Origin of the sequence: Actinopolyspora sp. BKK2, assembly GCF_011291845.1 — a bacterium.
Classification (GTDB): Bacteria; Actinomycetota; Actinomycetes; order Mycobacteriales; family Pseudonocardiaceae; genus Actinopolyspora; species Actinopolyspora saharensis.
In genome coordinates this window covers 523,983-541,784 of sequence record NZ_JAANTE010000004.1, presented here as the reverse complement: position 1 = coordinate 541,784, position 17,802 = coordinate 523,983, and the positions used below count along the sequence as shown (strand labels likewise).

Annotated in this window: 14 protein-coding genes and 5 pseudogenes; 8 read left to right on the top strand and 11 right to left on the bottom strand. The window is 67.4% G+C overall.

Annotation, left to right across the window (positions count from 1 at the left end; all coding sequences use genetic code 11):
• Positions 1-265 precede the first annotated feature (265 nt).
• Positions 266-391: pseudogene (locus G9Q41_RS22705) on the top strand (Holliday junction branch migration DNA helicase RuvB); the annotation flags it as partial.
• Between the two features lie 74 nt (positions 392-465).
• Here G9Q41_RS22705 and G9Q41_RS22700 read toward each other — a convergent pair.
• Together G9Q41_RS22700 and G9Q41_RS21920 are read right to left on the bottom strand one after the other, a co-directional pair.
• Positions 466-573, bottom strand: a pseudogene (locus tag G9Q41_RS22700) (hypothetical protein); the annotation flags it as partial.
• A 317-nt stretch (positions 574-890) separates the two neighbouring features.
• On the bottom strand, positions 891-1,091 hold the full coding sequence (locus G9Q41_RS21920; protein WP_347567516.1) for a zinc-binding dehydrogenase: 201 nt from the start codon (positions 1,089-1,091) through the stop codon (positions 891-893).
• Positions 1,092-1,165: 74 nt separating this feature from the next.
• Here G9Q41_RS21920 and G9Q41_RS22335 point away from each other — a divergent pair, with 74 nt between their 5' ends.
• Entirely contained in the window at positions 1,166-1,291 is a 126-nt protein-coding gene (locus G9Q41_RS22335; protein ID WP_278250851.1) for a hypothetical protein, read from the top strand.
• 330 nt (positions 1,292-1,621) lie between these two features.
• Here G9Q41_RS22335 and G9Q41_RS12070 read toward each other — a convergent pair whose 3' ends face one another.
• The 5 genes and pseudogenes from G9Q41_RS12070 to G9Q41_RS22695 form a co-directional block, all read right to left on the bottom strand.
• Positions 1,622-2,641 (bottom strand): NAD-dependent formate dehydrogenase, encoded by a 1,020-nt coding sequence (locus G9Q41_RS12070; RefSeq protein ID WP_165632472.1) that lies wholly within the window; start codon positions 2,639-2,641, stop codon positions 1,622-1,624.
• 100 nt (positions 2,642-2,741) lie between these two features.
• On the bottom strand, positions 2,742-3,536 hold the full coding sequence (locus G9Q41_RS12065) for an SDR family NAD(P)-dependent oxidoreductase (RefSeq protein WP_242687347.1): 795 nt from the start codon (positions 3,534-3,536) through the stop codon (positions 2,742-2,744).
• 137 nt (positions 3,537-3,673) lie between these two features.
• A complete protein-coding gene (locus G9Q41_RS12060) occupies positions 3,674-4,537 on the bottom strand; it encodes an aldo/keto reductase (RefSeq protein ID WP_207630905.1) in 864 nt (287 codons plus the stop codon).
• 149 nt (positions 4,538-4,686) lie between these two features.
• A pseudogene (locus G9Q41_RS21915) lies at positions 4,687-5,195 on the bottom strand (transposase); the annotation flags it as partial.
• Positions 5,196-5,613: 418 nt separating this feature from the next.
• Positions 5,614-5,881, bottom strand: a pseudogene (locus tag G9Q41_RS22695) (hypothetical protein); the annotation flags it as partial.
• Positions 5,882-6,558: 677 nt separating this feature from the next.
• Here G9Q41_RS22695 and G9Q41_RS12050 point away from each other — a divergent pair.
• Positions 6,559-7,734: an NAD-dependent formate dehydrogenase gene (locus G9Q41_RS12050; RefSeq protein WP_165632474.1), complete on the top strand. Its 1,176-nt coding sequence runs from the start codon at positions 6,559-6,561 to the stop codon at positions 7,732-7,734.
• A 1,156-nt stretch (positions 7,735-8,890) separates the two neighbouring features.
• Here G9Q41_RS12050 and G9Q41_RS12040 read toward each other — a convergent pair.
• Positions 8,891-9,313 carry a hypothetical protein gene (locus tag G9Q41_RS12040; RefSeq protein WP_165632476.1) on the bottom strand — a complete coding sequence of 141 codons (423 nt, stop codon included), beginning with the start codon at positions 9,311-9,313 and terminating at the stop codon, positions 8,891-8,893.
• A gap of 119 nt (positions 9,314-9,432) precedes the next feature.
• Positions 9,433-9,576, bottom strand: coding sequence for a hypothetical protein (locus G9Q41_RS12035; RefSeq protein WP_165632477.1), 144 nt, complete (start codon positions 9,574-9,576; stop codon positions 9,433-9,435).
• A 1,187-nt stretch (positions 9,577-10,763) separates the two neighbouring features.
• Here G9Q41_RS12035 and G9Q41_RS12030 point away from each other — a divergent pair.
• Positions 10,764-11,183 (top strand): PPOX class F420-dependent oxidoreductase, encoded by a 420-nt coding sequence (locus tag G9Q41_RS12030; RefSeq protein WP_207630962.1) that lies wholly within the window; start codon positions 10,764-10,766, stop codon positions 11,181-11,183.
• Positions 11,184-11,851: 668 nt separating this feature from the next.
• Here the strand turns inward: G9Q41_RS12030 and G9Q41_RS12025 are convergent.
• Together G9Q41_RS12025 and G9Q41_RS12020 are read right to left on the bottom strand one after the other, a co-directional pair.
• The gene (locus G9Q41_RS12025) at positions 11,852-12,631 is read right to left on the bottom strand and encodes a nucleotidyl transferase AbiEii/AbiGii toxin family protein (protein ID WP_165632479.1); all 780 of its coding nucleotides are present in this window, start codon (positions 12,629-12,631) and stop codon (positions 11,852-11,854) included.
• 2 nt (positions 12,632-12,633) lie between these two features.
• On the bottom strand, positions 12,634-13,266 hold the full coding sequence (locus G9Q41_RS12020; protein ID WP_207630908.1) for a type IV toxin-antitoxin system AbiEi family antitoxin: 633 nt from the start codon (positions 13,264-13,266) through the stop codon (positions 12,634-12,636).
• 34 nt (positions 13,267-13,300) lie between these two features.
• On the opposite strand from G9Q41_RS12020, the gene G9Q41_RS12015 reads away from it, so the two are divergent.
• From G9Q41_RS12015 to G9Q41_RS12000, 4 genes and pseudogenes are all read left to right on the top strand, one after another.
• A complete protein-coding gene (locus G9Q41_RS12015; protein WP_165632480.1) occupies positions 13,301-13,498 on the top strand; it encodes a hypothetical protein in 198 nt (65 codons plus the stop codon).
• A gap of 190 nt (positions 13,499-13,688) precedes the next feature.
• Positions 13,689-14,106: pseudogene (locus G9Q41_RS12010) on the top strand (very short patch repair endonuclease).
• A gap of 167 nt (positions 14,107-14,273) precedes the next feature.
• Complete coding sequence (locus G9Q41_RS12005; RefSeq protein ID WP_165632481.1) at positions 14,274-16,220, top strand: GAF domain-containing protein; 1,947 nt, start codon at positions 14,274-14,276, stop codon at positions 16,218-16,220.
• 306 nt (positions 16,221-16,526) lie between these two features.
• Positions 16,527-17,801 (top strand): hydroxymethylglutaryl-CoA reductase, degradative, encoded by a 1,275-nt coding sequence (locus tag G9Q41_RS12000; RefSeq protein ID WP_165632482.1) that lies wholly within the window; start codon positions 16,527-16,529, stop codon positions 17,799-17,801.
• The last annotated feature ends 1 nt before the right edge of the window (position 17,802 follow it).

The following is a 17,802-nucleotide window of genomic DNA, read 5'->3' as shown; positions in this document are numbered from 1 at the left end:
CAGATCCCATCGTCTCGAGTGTCCGGTCCAGCGGGGGCACCACTCCGACCCCGACTCGGGAGAGCACACAGCACCGTGGATGAGCACCGTTGCGGAAAATGCGCGACTGGAACCCGTCTGGTGACCTTGTGGTGAGGTCGTGGAACCAGGTGCGGATGCTGGCCACCACGCCAGCTTGACTCTGGCCGGCGTCCTCGTCTGGCTGGCACCACGGAGCGTTTCGCGCGCGGGTAGGTCCGGCCGGCGGCCGAGTCCTACCACGACACGGGCGGGGATGCTGGCGCGCACCCCGCGGGGGCGGGGGGCCACGGCGGCGGCGTGGCAGCACCTGGGATTGATGCCTCCCGCGAACGCTTTCGGCACAGCCGAACCGACACTCTTCGAGGAGTAGAACCGGCACGGCACCTTCACCGTCACCACGACGATGTCAACGTCCGGGGACGTCGCGAGTTCCGTGGTGTCCGCGAAGGCGCGCGGTAGCCCGCACGCGGCTGCTGCTTTCTCGGCGCTGGCCTGGCTGCTGTTCGCGACCCCGACGATGTCGAAACGCTCGCAGCGCCGGAAGGTGTGCACGCGCAGCCCAGCTCCGCTCAGGCTGAAGACCGATGACACCAACACGCGGACGTGTTTCAGTCATTCTCACTGCTCCTTGGGTCTTCGAAGCGTCACTCCGGTGTGCGGCCGCCGGCGTGCACGACGTTCGGGAACCCCTCGGCCCCAGCCTCGGAAGGTTCGCAGTACTCGCACGAGCGAGGATGCTCGGGGGCACGTCGGCTCGCTGGTCTCGTTCTCGCCCTCCTCGCGCCGCACCGCCTTGCCTGCCGCCCGTGCGATGAGCGGATCATGGGGTCGGCGCCGTCCCAAGCGTCGCCGGAGGAGTTTGGCCCGGTTCACGGCATCGTCGGGACGATCTTGCCGTGGGCCTGGTTGCTGCGCATGTGGTCGGCGGCTTGCTCGGCTTGGGCGCTCTCGAACGTGCTGTCGATGACGAGGTGGATGCGTCCCTGGGGCACGGCGGGAATGACCTCGGGGTGAGGCCGGCGCTCACTTGGCCGAGTTCGTCGGCCTCCCCGAGGAGCCCCCGTCAACACGACCGAGATCGTGCACAAGGCACCTCCGCATCATCGGCAGTCTCGGCGGCGACCTGGGCCGCAGGCTGGAACTGTTGACCTCCGACGTCGTCGACACCGCCTCACTGGACACGCACGCCTTCGGCCTTGCCGACGCTCCGGAAGCGTTCGAAACGCAGCTACGAGCCGACGAGAGCGTCACGGCCGTGCTCCGCATGTGACCCGATCGGGCCACTACGGAAGTGCTTCGTCGAACAACGATCCACGATCGCCGGACAGGGGTGCACACGGTGCCGAGCAGAGCTGTCCGTGCTGTCCTGGCACGGTCCCACAACGGGACAGCGACTTCGGGGCGTGCTCCCAAGCCCGACACGCGGAGGTTCCCGGGCACTTCTCCCCTGCCGGGGAATGTCACCTCCATCCCGCGGGGGCCGTGGCCTCGTTCCGCGTGACCACGACGACCGCGGACGACGAGAACCGCGGCCTCGCACGACCTCCTGCGCCCGCTGGGTGTGCTGTCCGTTGGCTCGCTCGTCGCCGATGAGGTCGGCTCAGTGCGCGGACGGGTCGACCAGGACGTAATCCTCGGGCAGGGGCTCGCCGGCGAGGTGGGCCCGCAGCATTTCCTCGATGCCCTCGGCGATGCGCTGCTGGGCCTGCAGGGTCATGCCCGAGCAGTGGATCGTCATGGCGTGGCCGGGCATGGTGCGCCACGGGTGGTCGGCCGGGGCGGGTTGCGGGTACCAGGTGTCACCGGCGTAGCCGCCGAGCTGGCCGCTTTCCAGCGCCTCCACAAGCGCGTCCCGATCGACGATCGGACCGCGTGCGGTGTTGACCAGCCAGGCTCCGGGTTTCATCGCCGCCAGTCGCTCGCGGCCGATCAGGGCCCGGCTGCCCTCCATCAGCGGCAGGGCCAGGCACACGACGTCGGACTCGGTGATGAGGTCGTCGAGTCGGGCGTACTTCACTCCCAACACCGATTCGTCGGCCGGAGTGCGGCGGTGGTTGGCGTAGTAGAGCATCCGCACGTCGAAGGCCTTCAGCCGCAGCGCCGTGCGCGCCCCGATCGCGCCGAGGCCGACGAGGCCGACGGTCTTGCCCTCGAGATCGTGGGCCCTCTCGGCGACTGCGGCCACGTCCCAGCGCCCGTCGAGGACCTGGTGGTAGGCCGGGATCATGTTGCGCACCAGCGCCAGGATCTGCATGACGTTGTGCTCGGCGACGCTGACGACGTTGGAGCCGGTGACCTCGGCGAGGCCAACGCCGTGTTGGCGGGCGGTTTCCCAGTCGACGTGATCGGAACCGATCCCGGCGTTGAGGACCAGTTTCAGGTTCTTCGCCGCCTCGAGGCGCTCCGCGCTGAGATACACCGGCCAGAACGGCGTGGTGATCAACACCTCCGCGTCGGCGAGTTCTCGATCCAGTGCGCCACCGGTCTCGGTGGTGCCGACCAGCTCGTGGCCGTGCTCTTCGAGGAAGGGGCGCAGCCCCAGGGCGTTCTCGGCAGCAGCGATCACAGCCGACTCGTCCCGGGCGTTGCCGGTCGGGTAGGAGACGTAGACGATCTTCACAAGTGCCCTCCTCTGACATGGTGCTGGCCAGGTCACGCCGGGGACCGCGGCTGGCCCGACACGGGTGCGCGAGCAACCCGGAGACCTCGGGCCACCTCGTTTACTCGCGTGGTTTCGCTTTGCGGGCATGGTGGGCTGCCTTGCGGGGCTCGGGCAGGAACCGGTTGGCCAGTGCGGTTCGTCTGGTCGCGCGGTCGCCCGCGACGACCTCGGCGTTGCCGGCCAGCAGGGCCCGGACACCCTGTCGGGCGACCTCGGCCTTGTCGTTTTTGCCGGCGTCGGGGCCGAAGGCGGTGTCGCCCATCCCCGCTCGGGCGTGAAAGTCGCTGTCGGTGGCGCCGGGCATGAGCGCGGTGACCGTGACCCCGGTGCCGCGCAGCTCCTCGCGCAGACCGAGGGCGAACATGCGGGTGAACGCCCGGGAAGGTCCGTAGACGGTTTCGTACGGTGTCGGCAGGGTCGCCGAGATCGAGGACGTGATCAGGATTCGACCCCGGCCCCGGCGGGTCATGTCGGTCGCCAGGCGTTTGCTCAGGTGCACCACGGAGGTGATGTTGAGGCTGATCAGGTTCAGTTCCTCGTCGAGGTCGTTGCCGACGAACGCACCGCCGAGCCCGACCCCGGCGTTGAGCGCGGCGAGCTCCACCGGCTTTCCGAGTTCTTCGACCGCCTGCCAGACCTTCTCGACCCCGTCGTAGGTGCTCAGGTCGGCCTGCGGCGCCGTGACGTGGGCACCGAGACGGGTGAGGCCGGTCTGTGCGGTGTGGACGTTCTCGCTGCGCCCAGTGGCCACGAGGTCGAATCCCTTGCGGGCGAGTTCTGCGGCGAGCATGTAGCCGATGCCGTTGGAGGCACCGGTCACCAGCGCCACCGGCCGTTCGCTGTTCCGTGTCAACGACAGACTCCCCAAGTCTCGTGCGGGCGGGCACCGGTGGCATCGTTGACCGGAACGGTGCCCCTGTCTGGTCAGAGTGGTCCTGCGCCAGGACTCCACTGCCGTGGGCTGCCCGAAGCGTTCGGTACGGGGCGGGATCAGGTTTCCGGCATCGGTTCCTCGGGGAACACGAAGGTGTTCGGGTCCGGGCCGTTGCGTCCGTCCGCGCGGTCGAGGGTTTCGATCGAGCGCATCTGCTCGGTGGTGAGCTCGAAGTCGAACACGTCGAAGTTCGCCCGGATGCGCGACGCGGTCACCGACTTCGGGATCACGATGGTGCCGAGCTGCAGGTGCCAACGAATGACCACCTGGGCCACGGTCTTGCCGTGCGCCTCGGCGATCTCGGTCAGCACCGGGTCCTCGAGCACCGCCCCCTGCCCGAGCGGAGCCCACGCCTCCGTGGCGATGCCGCGCTGGGCGTGATCCCTGCGCAGCTCGGCCTGCTGGAAGTAGGGGTGCAGTTCGACCTGGTTGACCGCGGGGGTTACGTCTGTCTCGTCGATCGCGCGGGCCAGGTGGCTCGAGGTGAAGTTCGAGACACCGATCGACCGCAGCCCGTCAGTGTTTCGCAACTCCGTGAGGGCACGCCACGAGGCGGTGTAGCCCTCGCCGGCCCCGATGGGGAAGTGGATCAGGTAGAGGTCGACGTGGTCGAGCCCGAGGCGGTCGATGCTGCGCTGGAACGCGCCCTTGGCGTCCTCGTGGCCGTGGTCCTCGGTGGGGTTCATGTACTTGGTCGTGACGTAGACCTGCTCGTCGGAGGCGCGGACCGCCTCGCCCACCTGCCGCTCGTTGCGGTAGGCGGCGGCGGTGTCGACGTGGCGGTATCCGGCCTCGAGCGCCGTCGACACCGCTTGCTCGGTTTCGGCCGGGTCGATCTGGTACACCCCGAAACCGAGCTGCGGGATGTGCGTCCCGTCGTTGAGCTCGATCCGAGGCACTGCGTTCGTCGCGTCAGCCATGTCCACGGGTTACCCGATATCGCCTGCTCCCATGCCCGCCCGGAGACGTCGGCGCAGCTTGACCAGATCCACCAGCTCGCGCAGGGTGGCCGGCCTATCGGATAGCCCGGCTGCGGAGAGCGGCCAGTCCCGGCCCACGTCGGTGTCACCGGAACCGCCTCGTGCGGCTGAGCACTGGTGCTGGCCTCGACCACGACGACATAGTTCATGCCCCGCTGGGCCAGCCCAAGCCGGAAGGCGGTGGCATCGTCGTACCCGCTATCGGAAATCACCGGCCGGGCCGCCAGTTCACCGCCGCCGAGGCCCAATCCGTGGCGGCACGCAAGCACACCCCGATCTGGCAGTTGTCCGCCTTGCCCAACGTGCCCGAATACTGCCTGGCCACCCCGGCGAATCGTGCCCCTCCTTGCCGAACCCGGTGTCATCGACCACGAACGCTCGCGGGCCGATGAACTACTCGGCCCACCCGGCCAGCCGCCGCCACACCTGCCCGTCATCCCAGGTCGGACGAGGGGATGAACTGCTGCAGCCCCTGGTGATCCACGCCGAGCCGATCAGCCATAGGCTGCATCGACTTGCGCTGCCCACCCACCAGCAGCCCCCGCAGATACAACTCGCCCTTGGCCCGTTGACCCCGCCGCAGCACTCCCGCCGGCATCTCCGCTGCGAACGCCTCCACACGGGGCCGCACCGCCTGCATCTCCCCCGGAATCACACCAAAATCATCACACAGAAAATCAACGAGCTAACAAATCCCCACTATGACCTTGAGTGACAACTGTCCACACACGCAGAAGCAACCTTCAATATCTTCCGCCATCGGCTCAGTCAACTCACCTTTGACGATATTACTGCCATAGCAGATCCCGACACCGCCAATCTACTCAATCGCAGCGTCGAGCACCAGATACCTCGTGCCGCTCAAATCACTGTCCTCAACGGCCGCGGCGTATTCACCAGTCCTCTGCGCGGTGTCCACATGCTCAGAGCTCCTATGTTCTTTCCAGAACTCCTGCAGATACACCGCTCAATCACATCCATGGCCACAGCAATCCTGCCGCCCCTGAGAGGGTGTCTTATTTGGGGATGTTCTTGTAGCAGGTCAGCGCTGCGGCCAAGGTGAGGAATCCGGCGAGGAGATCAGCGCGTCGCTCATAGCGCAGCGCGAGACGGCATTGTGGCATTGACCAGGAGTTTTCAGTCCATGGCCATTGCGGGTGTTGGCTGCGGAGACGCCCACCGACAGCGGCAGCCGCGATGGCCGGACAACACGTGGATCGTCGAACCGGGTTTGCCGCGATCGAGCGGGTTGGGCCCGGTCATCGCCCCCCCTTGGCCCGCGCGATGGCGGCATCGATGACCCCGACTCGGACCGGTCCGCCCACGTGGTGCGGCAGGGAGACATCGGAAGGTGACTTGGCCGCGACAGCATTCGTCCCCCGTCCCCGTGGTGGGCACGGGGGCCGCGTGCCGTGCTCAGGCGTTGCCGGACACCGGAATTGCCGTTTGCCCCGGAACCTCGTCTCGTTCCGCTTCCCGAGCCCGCTCGGACGTGGTCCGCGGAGACAGCCACCCGCGGTGCAGCCCCGATGAGAGCTGGTCACTCGCCGAGTTCCGGCCTGACGCTGGTCATGCACACATGTCTCGGTGGTGGACACATCCGCGTGTCCGAGGTCTCGCTGCACCTGCCCGATCGGCACCTCCGCCTCGATGGCGTGCGCGCCGTAGGCGTGCCGCAACCGTTGCGGGGCGTGTGCCCCCGCAGCGGGGCGAGTTCGGCCGCGATCCGCGCATCGACCGACCCCCGCAGCAGTTCGCGTTTCCACTGCTCACGTGACGGGTGTTGCGAGGAGAACGTGTTCACCAGCCGCTTCAGCCCGGACCTATCCCGCCGGAGCAGGTCCACCCGTGCCACAACGAGACCACGCTGCTCCAAACGTGCCAGAGCACGTTTCGATCAGCGCCCGCCCGGATACTTCCCGCCTGAGAACACGACTTCGACTCGGAAGAAGAGGCGGCTTGTGGCGAAAATAGTGTGCGTCTTGTTCGACGACCCGCAGGACGGGTATCCCACAACATACGCGCGCGAGGACCTGCCCACGATCACGCAGTACCCGGACGGGCAAACCACTCCCGCTCCCAGCAACATTGACTTCACTCCTGGGAAGCTGCTGGGCAGTGTTTCCGGCGAGCTCGGTCTGCGCCCGTTTCTGGAGGCGCACGGGCACACGCTCGTGGTCACCTCTGACAAGGACGGGGAAAATTCGGTGCTGGAACGCGAGCTGCCGGATGCGGACGTGGTGATCTCACAACCGTTCTGGCCTGCCTATCTCACCCGGGAGCGGATCGCAACGGCACAGCAGCTCAAACTGGTGATCACAGCTGGGGTGGGCTCGGACCACATCGACCTGGACGCCGCCAGCGAGCACGGGATCACGGTCACCGAGATCACTTATTCCAACAGCATCAGCGTCGCCGAGCATGCCGTCATGCAGATCCTTGCGTTGGTGCGCAACTATCTGCCCTCGCATCGGTGGGTCACGGACGAGCGGGGGTGGAACGTGGCGGATTCTGTCGAGCGCGCCTACGACCTGGAGGGCATGACGGCCGGCACGCTCGGTGCCGGCCGGATCAGACTCGCGGTGCTGCGGCGCCTGCAGCCGTTCGGCATGCAGCTGCACTACCACGACAAGCAACGGCTGCCTGCCGAGGTCGAACAGGAACTCGGACTGACCTACCACGAGAGCCCGCAGTCGCTGGCCGCGACCCTCGATGTGCTCTCGATCCATGCCCCGCTACACCCGCAGACCGAGGGACTGTTCAACGACGAGCTGCTCGGGGAGATGAAGCGAGGGTCCTACATCGTCAACACCGCCCGCGGCCGCATCTGCGACCGCGACGCGATCGTGCGGGCTCTGAACAGCGGTCGCCTGGCCGGCTACGCCGGCGACGTCTGGTACCCACAGCCACCCGCGGCAGACCACCCGTGGCGCGACATGCCGCACCACGGCATGACAGCCCACATCTCCGGAGCCACCCTGTCGGCACAAGCCCGCTACGCCGCTGGCACCCGAGAAGTGCTGGAACACTGGCTCGCCGACACGTCCATCCCCGAGCCGTACCTCATCGTCGACCGAGGCGAGCTCGCCGGCGTCGGTGCCCAGTCCTACACCCGTTCCGGCACCGACCGCAGCTAGATCTCGTGCTCGGGAGGTGCCTTACCGGCACCCCGTGTCCGGGGTGAGGTCGCAGTGGTGTGCCCGGAGGCTCGGGCGTGAGACAGGCGCCGCCGTCCGAGCCTCCGGGCACTGTGGGGCGGTGGGCGGCTCCGCATGGCGTCCTGGCTGTTCGGGGAGGGTCGGTAGGCGTGCGCGGGGCCACCGGCCCGGCAATGCGATCACGGCGGTCGTGGTGGGGACGACCCGGTGCGGGCGCTGCCCCTCGAACGAGCGAACATCCCCACACCATCGCGCCGGTTTTGTCGGGTGTGGGGTCACGCGGAAGCGACTGATGCGCGCCGCGGCCTCGGAGGCGCAGGCGGGTGCGCCCCACGTTCGAAGTGATGTCCCGGACGGAGTTCCCGTCCGGCCCGATGGACCCGCCTGCTGGGTTTGTCCCCGGGCGCCGCAGATCGACGGCCGAGGACACGCGCTCGTCTACCGCTCTTCGACCCGTCGCAGAAAGTCCCGTTTGTCGAGGAAGTCCGAGAGCCACTCGCGATGCTGCCCGCAGGCCAACCAGGTCTTCTCTCGTTCCGGTGTATGGACCTTCGGGTTGTTCCAGATCACCGTGTACGACGCGGTCTGCTGGCAACCCTTCGCCGAGCATATCCGCTGATCGGGCCCTCCCCCGTGATCAGCGAATAAGGAGAACCCTTGCTGCATACCCCCATGGTGCCAGCCTCGCGACGCGCACCGATCCCGTCCAGCCGCAGCAGTACCGGCGCGGGCGGACCACCACCGTCCTGTTTCTGAGGGCACGGCCTCACGCAGGTGCGTGCTGGACGAGGGCGAGCCTCCGCCCAGCACACACCTGCGTCCTCTCGTTCGAGCACCGATCCCGCGCCTGCGATGAGGCCTCCGCCGAGCAGCAGGAGCAGGTACGCACCTTCGCCGCTGCGTATCAGAACACCACGAACCCGCTGTGAGTGCGCGCTCGGACCGAGCTGACCCGACGGTTCGACGGGTAGGAGCTGCTGTCTCCGAGTGTGGTGCATCTGCCGGACTGGCGTCCCGACGTGCCGGATGAGTCCCTGCCGGAGGAGGAACCCCCGAGCCCGCGGCCTGGCCTGGTGCGGTGTGGCCAGCCTGTAGGAACGAAGCACGGTAACCCGCTCGCCCCCAGACAGGACCCCTACCCGGGCGAGCGGGTAGGGGTGGAGCGGAATACGGCAGAAACCTGCCGCGGGAGGCCGATCGCGGTTCGGACTGGCGATCGAGCCCGGCAGCGAGATCCTCCTCGATCCAGCCGCGGACGCGGGCGAATGCACCGCCCCCTCGCTGCGGCACGGCGGGCGTTCCACGTCGTCGCGCTCGCCTGCCCCCAGTGCTGGCGGAAGCGCGCCGCGAGCGTGTCGGGGTCGAGTTCTCCGACCGGGAGCTCCGGGATGAAGAGCTTGTCGAGAGTCATCCGGTAGTTGCGGATGGTGTGCGCGCTCGTGTAGTACCCGCTGACCTGCCGCGCGGTGCGCAGATGCTCGGCGAAGGCATCGAGCGCGGTTCGCACAGGTGGAATCGGCGCGGCCTGGTCGCCGTGGAGAGCGGTCACGGTGCCCACCGAGCCTCCTCTATTCCAGATAAACGCCATTATCAGACGCCGGAACTTGCCCCGACGCTGGAGGCGCACTCGAACAGGTTCCTGCACTCCACCACCGACCCGCGGGCAGGACGACCGGGTTACTCGGTGACCGGCTCCGGAACGGTTGAGCTGCTTGCGATCTCCTGTGCATCGTCGACACGCACGAGCCTGCCCCAGCGGCCCTGGCGGCCGTCGCCGGGGTCGGACTCGCGCACCGTCCACCCCTCAGACCACGTCGACACGTCCAGATCATCATGATCGAACTGTGCCCACACCTCGTCGAAGCGGGCGAGCTCGTGGAACCACGCCCCGCCGAAGTCAGCGTCGCCGTTTATCCAAACAAATAGCGATTCGTAATTGCTCCATCCGAAAGGCTACTGAGGTGATCTCAGTGCGAGGTGCTCGGCGCGCGACGCGTGACCGACGAACACCTGTCCCAGCTGGCGCTGACCGACCTGGCCAGCCGCGCTGTTCGTTGAGAGCCTCGAGCAACAACTCACTGAGCTGAATTGGACCGCACCGTCGAGGTCTTCACCGTACTCGTCGCCGACCTCGGCGAACTTCGAGCCCGTCGACGACCGCTACGGCTGCGCCACGGGCAGTGAGCTCCTCCTCGCTACAGCTCACGCTGCTCGACGCCGTGCGTCCCAGTGGTACTGGTAACCCGTCTCGACGGCGACGAGTTCGCCCCAGCACGCCTAGTTACCGGCATTCCCGCTGCCGAGGTCTTGCGCGAACGGATCGCTGCACACGGGCCACCGATAACACTGTGAACGGCTTGCAACTCCGGCTTCACGGCAGTGCCGGGCTCGCTACCACGCCCCACTCGGCCACCTCACCCAGGCCTTGCTTGATCATGCTGACCGGATGCGCACACCCGCAAACACCGCAACCGGCCACTGCTCACAGAGTCCTGAACGGCCACGTTAACGGCTCCGGACCCCAGTCGACCAGGACAGGTACTGGTGCGGCTGCATAGCAACCAGCTCCTCAGGGTAAATCGGGGTCTCGTGGGCGATAATGGCATGCCGACATCCGCGGTACGAACGATCACGCCGCTCTCCGAGGAGGGGCCGTGTTGGACAGGACGCATGAGGGCGGGCCGAGGAGCGGTCGCCACGACCCGGACCGTGCAACTGGTGGCGATCACCGAAACTCCGCTGCCCCTCGCCGACCACTAGGCTGGCGAGACGGTCACCTATCCCCCCGGAGAGACCAGGCCGACCTGATGGATGTGCGGTAGGAGTAGCCACATCGCGACTGCCCCGACCAGTCATCACGGCAGCCACGAGAACATTCCGCAGAGATGACCAATCACCGCAGCGAGTGCCAAGGAGATAGCGGCCAGCAGAAAAGGTCTCGGCGCGTCCGCGGAGGCCGCCGACACAGCTAGCGGTGCTCTTCGGGGAAGGAGGCTGACATGCCTGCCATGAGCGACGAGCAATACCGGGAGTTCTTGGCCACGGGCACTCGCACGGCGAAGTTGGCGACCACGCGTAGTGACGGCCGCCCCCACGTCGTGCCGGTGTGGTTCGTGCTCGACGGCGACGACCTCGTCACCGTCACCGCGAAGGACTCCGTCAAAGGTCGCGCCCTTCTCCGCGACGGGCGCGTAGCGGTCTGCGTCGACGACGACCGAAGGCCGTATGCCTTCGTGATGATCGAGGGCGCCACGACCACGAGTGAGAATCCCGAAGAGGTGCTGCTGTGGTCCACGCGCAACGCGGCCCGCTACATGGGTGAGGACAACGCCGAGCACTACGGCCGGCTCAACGCCGGTGCGGGAATGATGCTGGTGCGCATCACCCCCACCAAGATCCTCAGCGAGGACGACGTGACCGAGGAGTGAACCGCGTCGAGGGGAGTACTTGGAGATCGGGTATGTCCTCGCGGCCGAGGAGCAGGACCCGCTCGCCCTCTCCATTACGCGCGCCGTGCCGAGGAAGCGAGGATCACCCCTCTCAACGTCACTGATCACTACCATCGGTGCGTACGGCTCGCCACGAGCGCACGCTGAGCTGTGTCGCCAAGGGTGAAGTGTTCCCGGTCGAGCGAACAGCCGAGTTCGTCGTTTGAAACAGCGAGAGCACCCGGCCACCACGGAACAGGCCGATGAGCAGGGCTCATGCAGCATCCGTGCTCCGCCCACAGCCCCGACGACTGATACACCTCATGCGCACTCCACAAGGTGCCTCGTGGAACCCCAGCCCCACCCCAGCAAGACAGCAACCACTCCCCTGCAGGTTCACGTGACCCCGCCCCGCAACGGAGCCCAGCTCGCCTCGAGTGGCCCTCTGTAGGCAGATCGGGCATGTCGGCGAGCGAGTCAAAACCTCACGAACAAGACCACAGGTCAACACCATGGTCACCAGTGACACAACAGGCTGGCCTCTTGAGCTCGACCACCCTGACCTGAGCAAAGAAGCCAGCCCCATGGGGCACTAATGTGGCGGAGGGGCGAGCTGCGCACTAACCACCCGACTGCGACTGAGTGGGTGACGCGACGGCTGCGGATGATCACCGGGTTTCTCCTACGTCGCTGTCCTGCGAGGAGACGTCGAGCCAGGTGTCGCGGACGTAGGCAAGCGCGGCGTTGGCGGTGATTTCGAGATGAGTTTGCCCTGCGAGTTCGCGCTGCCACGTTTGCTCGTCGGGGGCACGGGTGAACAGTGCGCTCGACGGCGGCTTGTTGGTGGGGCCGAAGCGCTTGAACTGCTCGGCGGCGTCGGTGGTGATGGCACCGAGGCGGGCGAGCAGCCAGAGATCGTAGAGATCTCGGGAGCTGGCGCGGTGCGCCCAAGCGGTGGTTTTCCAGGCTGCGAAGGCGGGTGCGGTGGGCACGCTCAGCTCGGCAGGTCCAGCGTCGCTGTAGCGCTGCACGAGCGGACGCCGCTCGGTCGGCCAGGGCGCGTAGCCGGTGGAGCTCAGCAGCTGCACGCGCACCGTCGTGCCATCGGGTGCGACGAGCACGGCGGGCGCCACTTCGCGGACCGACGTGAGTGCCGGTTGCCAGCGTAGCCCCGGAAATTCGCGCCGGGTCGCGCGAAGCAGCGTTGTCTCGAGCGCTTCGGCCGTGCTGCTGCGACTGCTGCGAGCGATGAGGTCGATGTCTTCGGACAGCCGCCCGTCAGGGGCCAGCGTGCGGGAGAGGGCGGTGCCGCCGAAGAAGATGACCTCATCGGCCAGACGGTCACTGATGGCAGCGAGCAGGTGGGAGATGAGATGGTCCCGGCGCACCTGGGTACGAGCCACGCCGAATCGCTCGGCGATGGCGGCTTCTTCCTGAGGATCGAGCATGGTCAGGCGGCTCCGCGGAGACGGGCGAGGCTGGCTTGGCGGCGCTGTCCGACTGCCAGCTCATCCAGCAGTTGATGATCACAGCGGGACAGCAGGGCGTGGGCGGCGGTGCGGGCTTGGTCGGGCAGGCCACCCAGATCGGGACGGGCGGCGAGATCGAGCACCGTCTGTTCGACTGTGGTGAGCCATCCCTGGCCCAGTTCGCTGGTGTGGCGTTGCACGTCCAGGGCGGCTACGCGGCGACGGACGAAGAGCACGGTGGCCTCACGGTCGGCCACACGCAGCGTCGGCCGGTGCCGAGTGGCAGCCACGACCGCAACCGCCAGCGCGCGCGGAATGGCCCCGTGGATGCGAGCGGCGGACAATCCCATCAGTGCAACCGAATCAACGCCCTCGTCAGCGGCCGCGATGCCCAACGCGGCCGCCTCCAGCTCGGGAATCCAGCCCCGGTCGAGCTGATCATCGGGAACCACGGCGTAATACCCCGTTGCCAACCGGTGCAACGCCCCGGCCCGAGACAGCCGCGCGAACTCGGGACGCGGATTCGCGTACACATCGGCAGCGTCGCGGGGTCGCAACACCCTGGAAGAGCCTCGCAACAGCGCGGAAGGCACGCGCGGCGTCGTAGGCGTCATTACCGTCACCTCCGTAGCCCATCAGCCTACGCCCGTGCCAGCGACGATGCGCAACCGTGGTGCCCATCGCGACGTGTCACCGAAGCTCGACCCGACGCACATGCAGCTGTCGGAGAAGCCCCCGCGGAACGCAGCAGTCATCGAACGGCCGTGGATCGCCACATACCTCGACCAGGATCCGCTGCTCGTGACCATCTCCCCCACCGCGCGAGCCGCTGATTCAGATCGATGACGAGTCGGCGAGTCGGAAGCCATTTCGCACGAGCGCGAAGCGCGATCTGCTATTCAAAGTCCGGCACCAACCGCAGCGCGCGGCTGCCTGCTCCTGCCAGCTCCGACTTCGGAGATCGTGAATGGACACGTACCGGTACGTCGATCCAGGTCCGACGCCACCGGCTTCATCCGCTGCGACGGCAAAGGTGATGCGCAGAACGAGACGCCGCGATACCGGCCCGGAACTGCGGTTGCGGAAGACGCTGCACCGCCGGGGACTCCGGTACCTGGTCGACGCGCCACTCCCGGGAGGGAACAAGCGCAGACGGGTCGACATCCTGCTCCGCGGCCCGCGCATCGCGGTCTTCGTGGACGGCTGCTTCTGGCACTCGTGCCCGAAGCACGGCCTCCTCCCGAAGAGCAACCGGGAGTGGTGGCGGCGCAAGCTCGAAGGCGTGGTGCGACGCGACCAGGACACGGACTCCGAGCTCACCACAGCAGGCTGGCTCGTCGTGCGCGTGGGAGCACGAAGATCCCGAAACCACCGCGGACCTGATCGAACGACTCGTGCGCGAGCGGAAACGAGACAGCAATCCGACTCAGCGTGACAGGTATCGAAAACAATAAACCCCTGGCCACTAGCTTTACCTGAGGTGAGTGTGGTGGCGGAGGGGCGAGCTGCGCACTAACCACCCGGATCACGCTGCGCGACCCCGAGTGACATGGTCGGCCTCACTGGGCGTCCGCTAGGGCGTGCTTCACCAGGCGCTGGGCGGAGGGGCATCCTGTCCGGTGTGGTGACGAATGCCGACGAGCAGGGTGTGAGCCTCGCGGTGACGCAGGTGGTGGAGCTGCTGGATGCTGTGGCTGCGGATTCCGAGGATGACGCCGTCGAGGCGTTCGAGCGGTTGACGGCACAGTTGCCGGCCGGACGGGCGGCGGAGTTGGTGAGTCGCCTTCGAGACCTTCGTTCCCTGCTGACGCGCTGGCGTCGCCGTGGTCAGGAGTTGTCGGCGCTGTTCTCCAGTGCGCGTGAACTGGCTGAGCTGCGCGATACTGACGCGTTGCTGCATCGTCTGGTCGAGCGGGCGCACGCCCTGATGGGCACGGATGTCACGTACTTGTCCGAGTTCCACGAGGACGTCGACGAACTGCGAGTGCGGTCGACGTTGGGGACCGTGGCTCCGTCGTTTCGCGACTTGCGCGTGCCTCCGGGCATGGGGCTGGCGAGCAAGGTGGTGCGTACCCGGTGCCCGCAGTGGACGCCGGTCTACCAGGCGAACGATTCGATCCCGCACGAGCAGGAGATCGATACAGCCGTGGCCGCGGAAGGTCTGGTGTCGATGCTTGGTGTTCCGCTGGTGGCGGGAGATCGAGTGCTCGGTGTGTTGTTCGCTGCGAACCGCAGCAAGCATGAGTTCACCCCCGATGAGATCGCCCTGTTGAGCGCGTTCGCCGATCACGCAGCGGTGGTGCTGCAAACGACAAGGTTGCTGGAGCAGGCGCGGGCCGCGGCGCAGGAAGCTGAGCGGGCCAATTCCGTGTTGGCGAGTAATGTCACGGCCATGGAACGCGCCAGCGCGGTGCACGAAGATCTCACTGCGGTCGTGCTGCGGGGAAGCAGCGCGGAGGGGGTCGCCGAGACGCTTGGGAAAGCGCTGGAACGTCGGGTGGTGATCCTCGACCGGGATCTCGTACCTGTGGCCCACGAGCCGGCCGAGGCCGGCGTGCGCTATTCCGCTGCGGACGGTGGCCTTGATCCCGCCGTGCGTGAAGCGATCGATGCGAGCCGGCTCTCGGGGCGATGCGTATTCGTTGGCGACGACCCCCCGCGTCCGGAGGTTGCCGTTGCCGTCGTGGCTGGCGAGACCTTCCTGGGGGCGGTGGTGGTCGGTTACGGCGACTTGGAACTCCGCGAGGTCGAGCAGCGCACTATTGAACGCGCCGCGCAAATCGCCGCCTTGGTCGCGGTCAAGCAAGAGGCGATCGCCGCTGCTGAGGATCGGGTCCGAGGGGAGTTGGTCGCCGACGTCCTGCGCGGTGACCAACATCGCTGGGAGGAACTGCTGCTTCGGGCGCGGGCGCGGGAGGTGCGGCTGGAAGACTTGCGCTCGGTGGTCGTAGTGGGGGTTTCCGCGGACGGCCGCAGAACCGCCACCGAAGCGATGCGCAGGTCGGTTCCCGGCGGCCTGGTCGGGGAGCGAGATGGTCTGCTGGTGTTGCTCGCTCCGGGCGAGGATTCCGTGTCGGTAGCTCGGGCGGCCTGGAATGCGCTCTCCGCGGCCCATCGTGGCTCGGTGCTGGTGGTTGCCGGCCCTCCTGCCGGATCGATGCAGGAGTTGGGGCAGTGCTTCGAGTCGGCACGTCGGTGCGTCGAGGTCGTGCGGAAGCTGAACACCTCGGCAGGGGTCGTCGATTCACGGGCGTACGAGCCGTACATGGCGATGTTCGGGGCCGGCGGCAAGGACCTGTCGGGGTTCATCGACTCGACCATCGGGCCGGTATTGCGGTGGGACGCGGAGCGTCGCACGGAGCTGTTCCAGACGTTGTGCGCGTTCGTCGACTCGTACGCCAGCCCGAGCCGCACGGCGCGTGTCCTGCACGTCCACATCAACACCGTCAATCAGCGGCTCGAACGGATCGGCGCTTTGCTGGGCTCGACGTGGCGCGAACCGGAATCGCTGTTCCGCATTTCCGTGGCGGCCCGCTTGCATGCCTTGGCTAGCGCGTCGGAGGGGTGACTCGGCGCCTACGGCGTTCGGGGACGGATCGGACGAGTCCGCTGGCCCACCAGGTCAACCCGGCACCGCGAGTCCTCGGGCTCGCGAGGTGCGGCTGCCTGGCGCCGGTCCCAGCAGCTCATATCCGGCAGGGCCGAATTACACATAATCATACCGAAATTTATGTGTGAGTTGGCCGTGTTGTTCGGCTCACTGTCTGCCTATCGTTGCTGCTAAGCGAGCGCAGCGCTGCACCAAATGGACTTGTTCGACTGCCGGGGCAGGCGCAGCCTCGAGCGACGTCGCTCATGGTGAGTGGAGGTATCGGTGACGACACAGAGCAGGATTCCCGATTTCCGGGACGAGTCCCCGGACGGTCGGCGGGCTCTGGCGGCCGAGAGCGCGGGCATTCCGCCGGATGCCCTCGAGGCTTGGTCCTCGGGCGGACTCGGCCTCGAGCAGGCCGATCACATGATCGAGAACGTGGTCGGGACGTTCGGCATGCCGATCGGAGTGGCCACGAACTTCACCGTCAACGGAGCGGATGTTCTGGTCCCGATGGCCACCGAGGAACCATCGGTCGTCGCGGCGGCCAGCAACGCCGCTCGGATCGCACGAGAGCGGGGCGGGTTCCACACCAGCAGCTCCACCCCGATCATGCAGGCACAAGTCCAGGTGCTGGACGTGGCCGATCCGGACGGCGCCCGAGTACGGCTGCTCGAGGCCGGCGAGGAACTGATCCGCCTGGCCAACGACCAGGACCCGCAGCTGGTCTCGTTCGGCGGCGGAGTACGGGACCTCAAGGTGCGCACCGTCGAAGGGCACACCGGCCGATACGTCGTCGCGCACCTCGTGGTCGACGTACGCGACGCGATGGGCGCGAACGCCGTGAACACCATGGCCGAAGCCGTGGCCGATCGGGTCGGACAGATCGCCGGTGGCCACGTGCTGCTGCGCATCCTGACCAACAAGGCCGATATGCGGCTGGCGCGGGCGCGCGCGGTGTTCAGCGCCGAGGCGTTGGGCGGAGCGGAGATCGTCGGCAATCTCGTGCACGCGGCCGCACTGGCCGAAACCGACCCCTACCGCGCCGCGACGCACAACAAGGGGATCATGAACGGGATCACCGCCGTCGTGCTGGCCACGGGCAACGACACGCGGGCGGTGGAGGCAGGGGCGCACTCCCACGCGGTCGGAGCGCGTGGCCAATACGCCGCCCTGTCGCACTTCGAGGTCAACCGCGACGGCGACCTCGTCGGTACCCTCGAACTCCCGATGCCGGTGGGACTGGTCGGAGGAGCGACCACGGTCCACGCGGCGGCGCAAGCGGCAGTCCGGATGCTCGGAGTGTCCACCGCATCCGACCTGGCCGAGATCATAACCACGGTCGGCTTGGCGCAGAACTTCGCCGCGCTGCGCGCCTTGGCCACCGAGGGGATCCAGCGCGGCCACATGTCACTGCACGCTCGCAACATCGCGATCTCGGCAGGCGCCACGGCGGAGGAGATCCCCGAGGTCGTGGGCCGGTTGGTTGCCGATCGCGCCATCCGGACGGACAGGGCTGAGCAGGTACTCGCCGACCTCCGGTCTTCCGGCAACTGAT

Bases quoted from the DNA above. Each gene is read 5' to 3' on its own strand.
- G9Q41_RS12060 (WP_207630905.1), bottom strand. From the start codon at position 4,537: ATGGCTGACGCGACGAACGCAGTGCCTCGGATCGAGCTCAACGACGGG.
- G9Q41_RS12030 (WP_207630962.1), top strand. From the start codon at position 10,764: ATGAGCGACGAGCAATACCGGGAGTTCTTGGCCACGGGCACTCGCACG.
- G9Q41_RS12025 (WP_165632479.1), bottom strand. From the start codon at position 12,631: ATGCTCGATCCTCAGGAAGAAGCCGCCATCGCCGAGCGATTCGGCGTG.
- G9Q41_RS12020 (WP_207630908.1), bottom strand. From the start codon at position 13,266: ATGACGCCTACGACGCCGCGCGTGCCTTCCGCGCTGTTGCGAGGCTCT.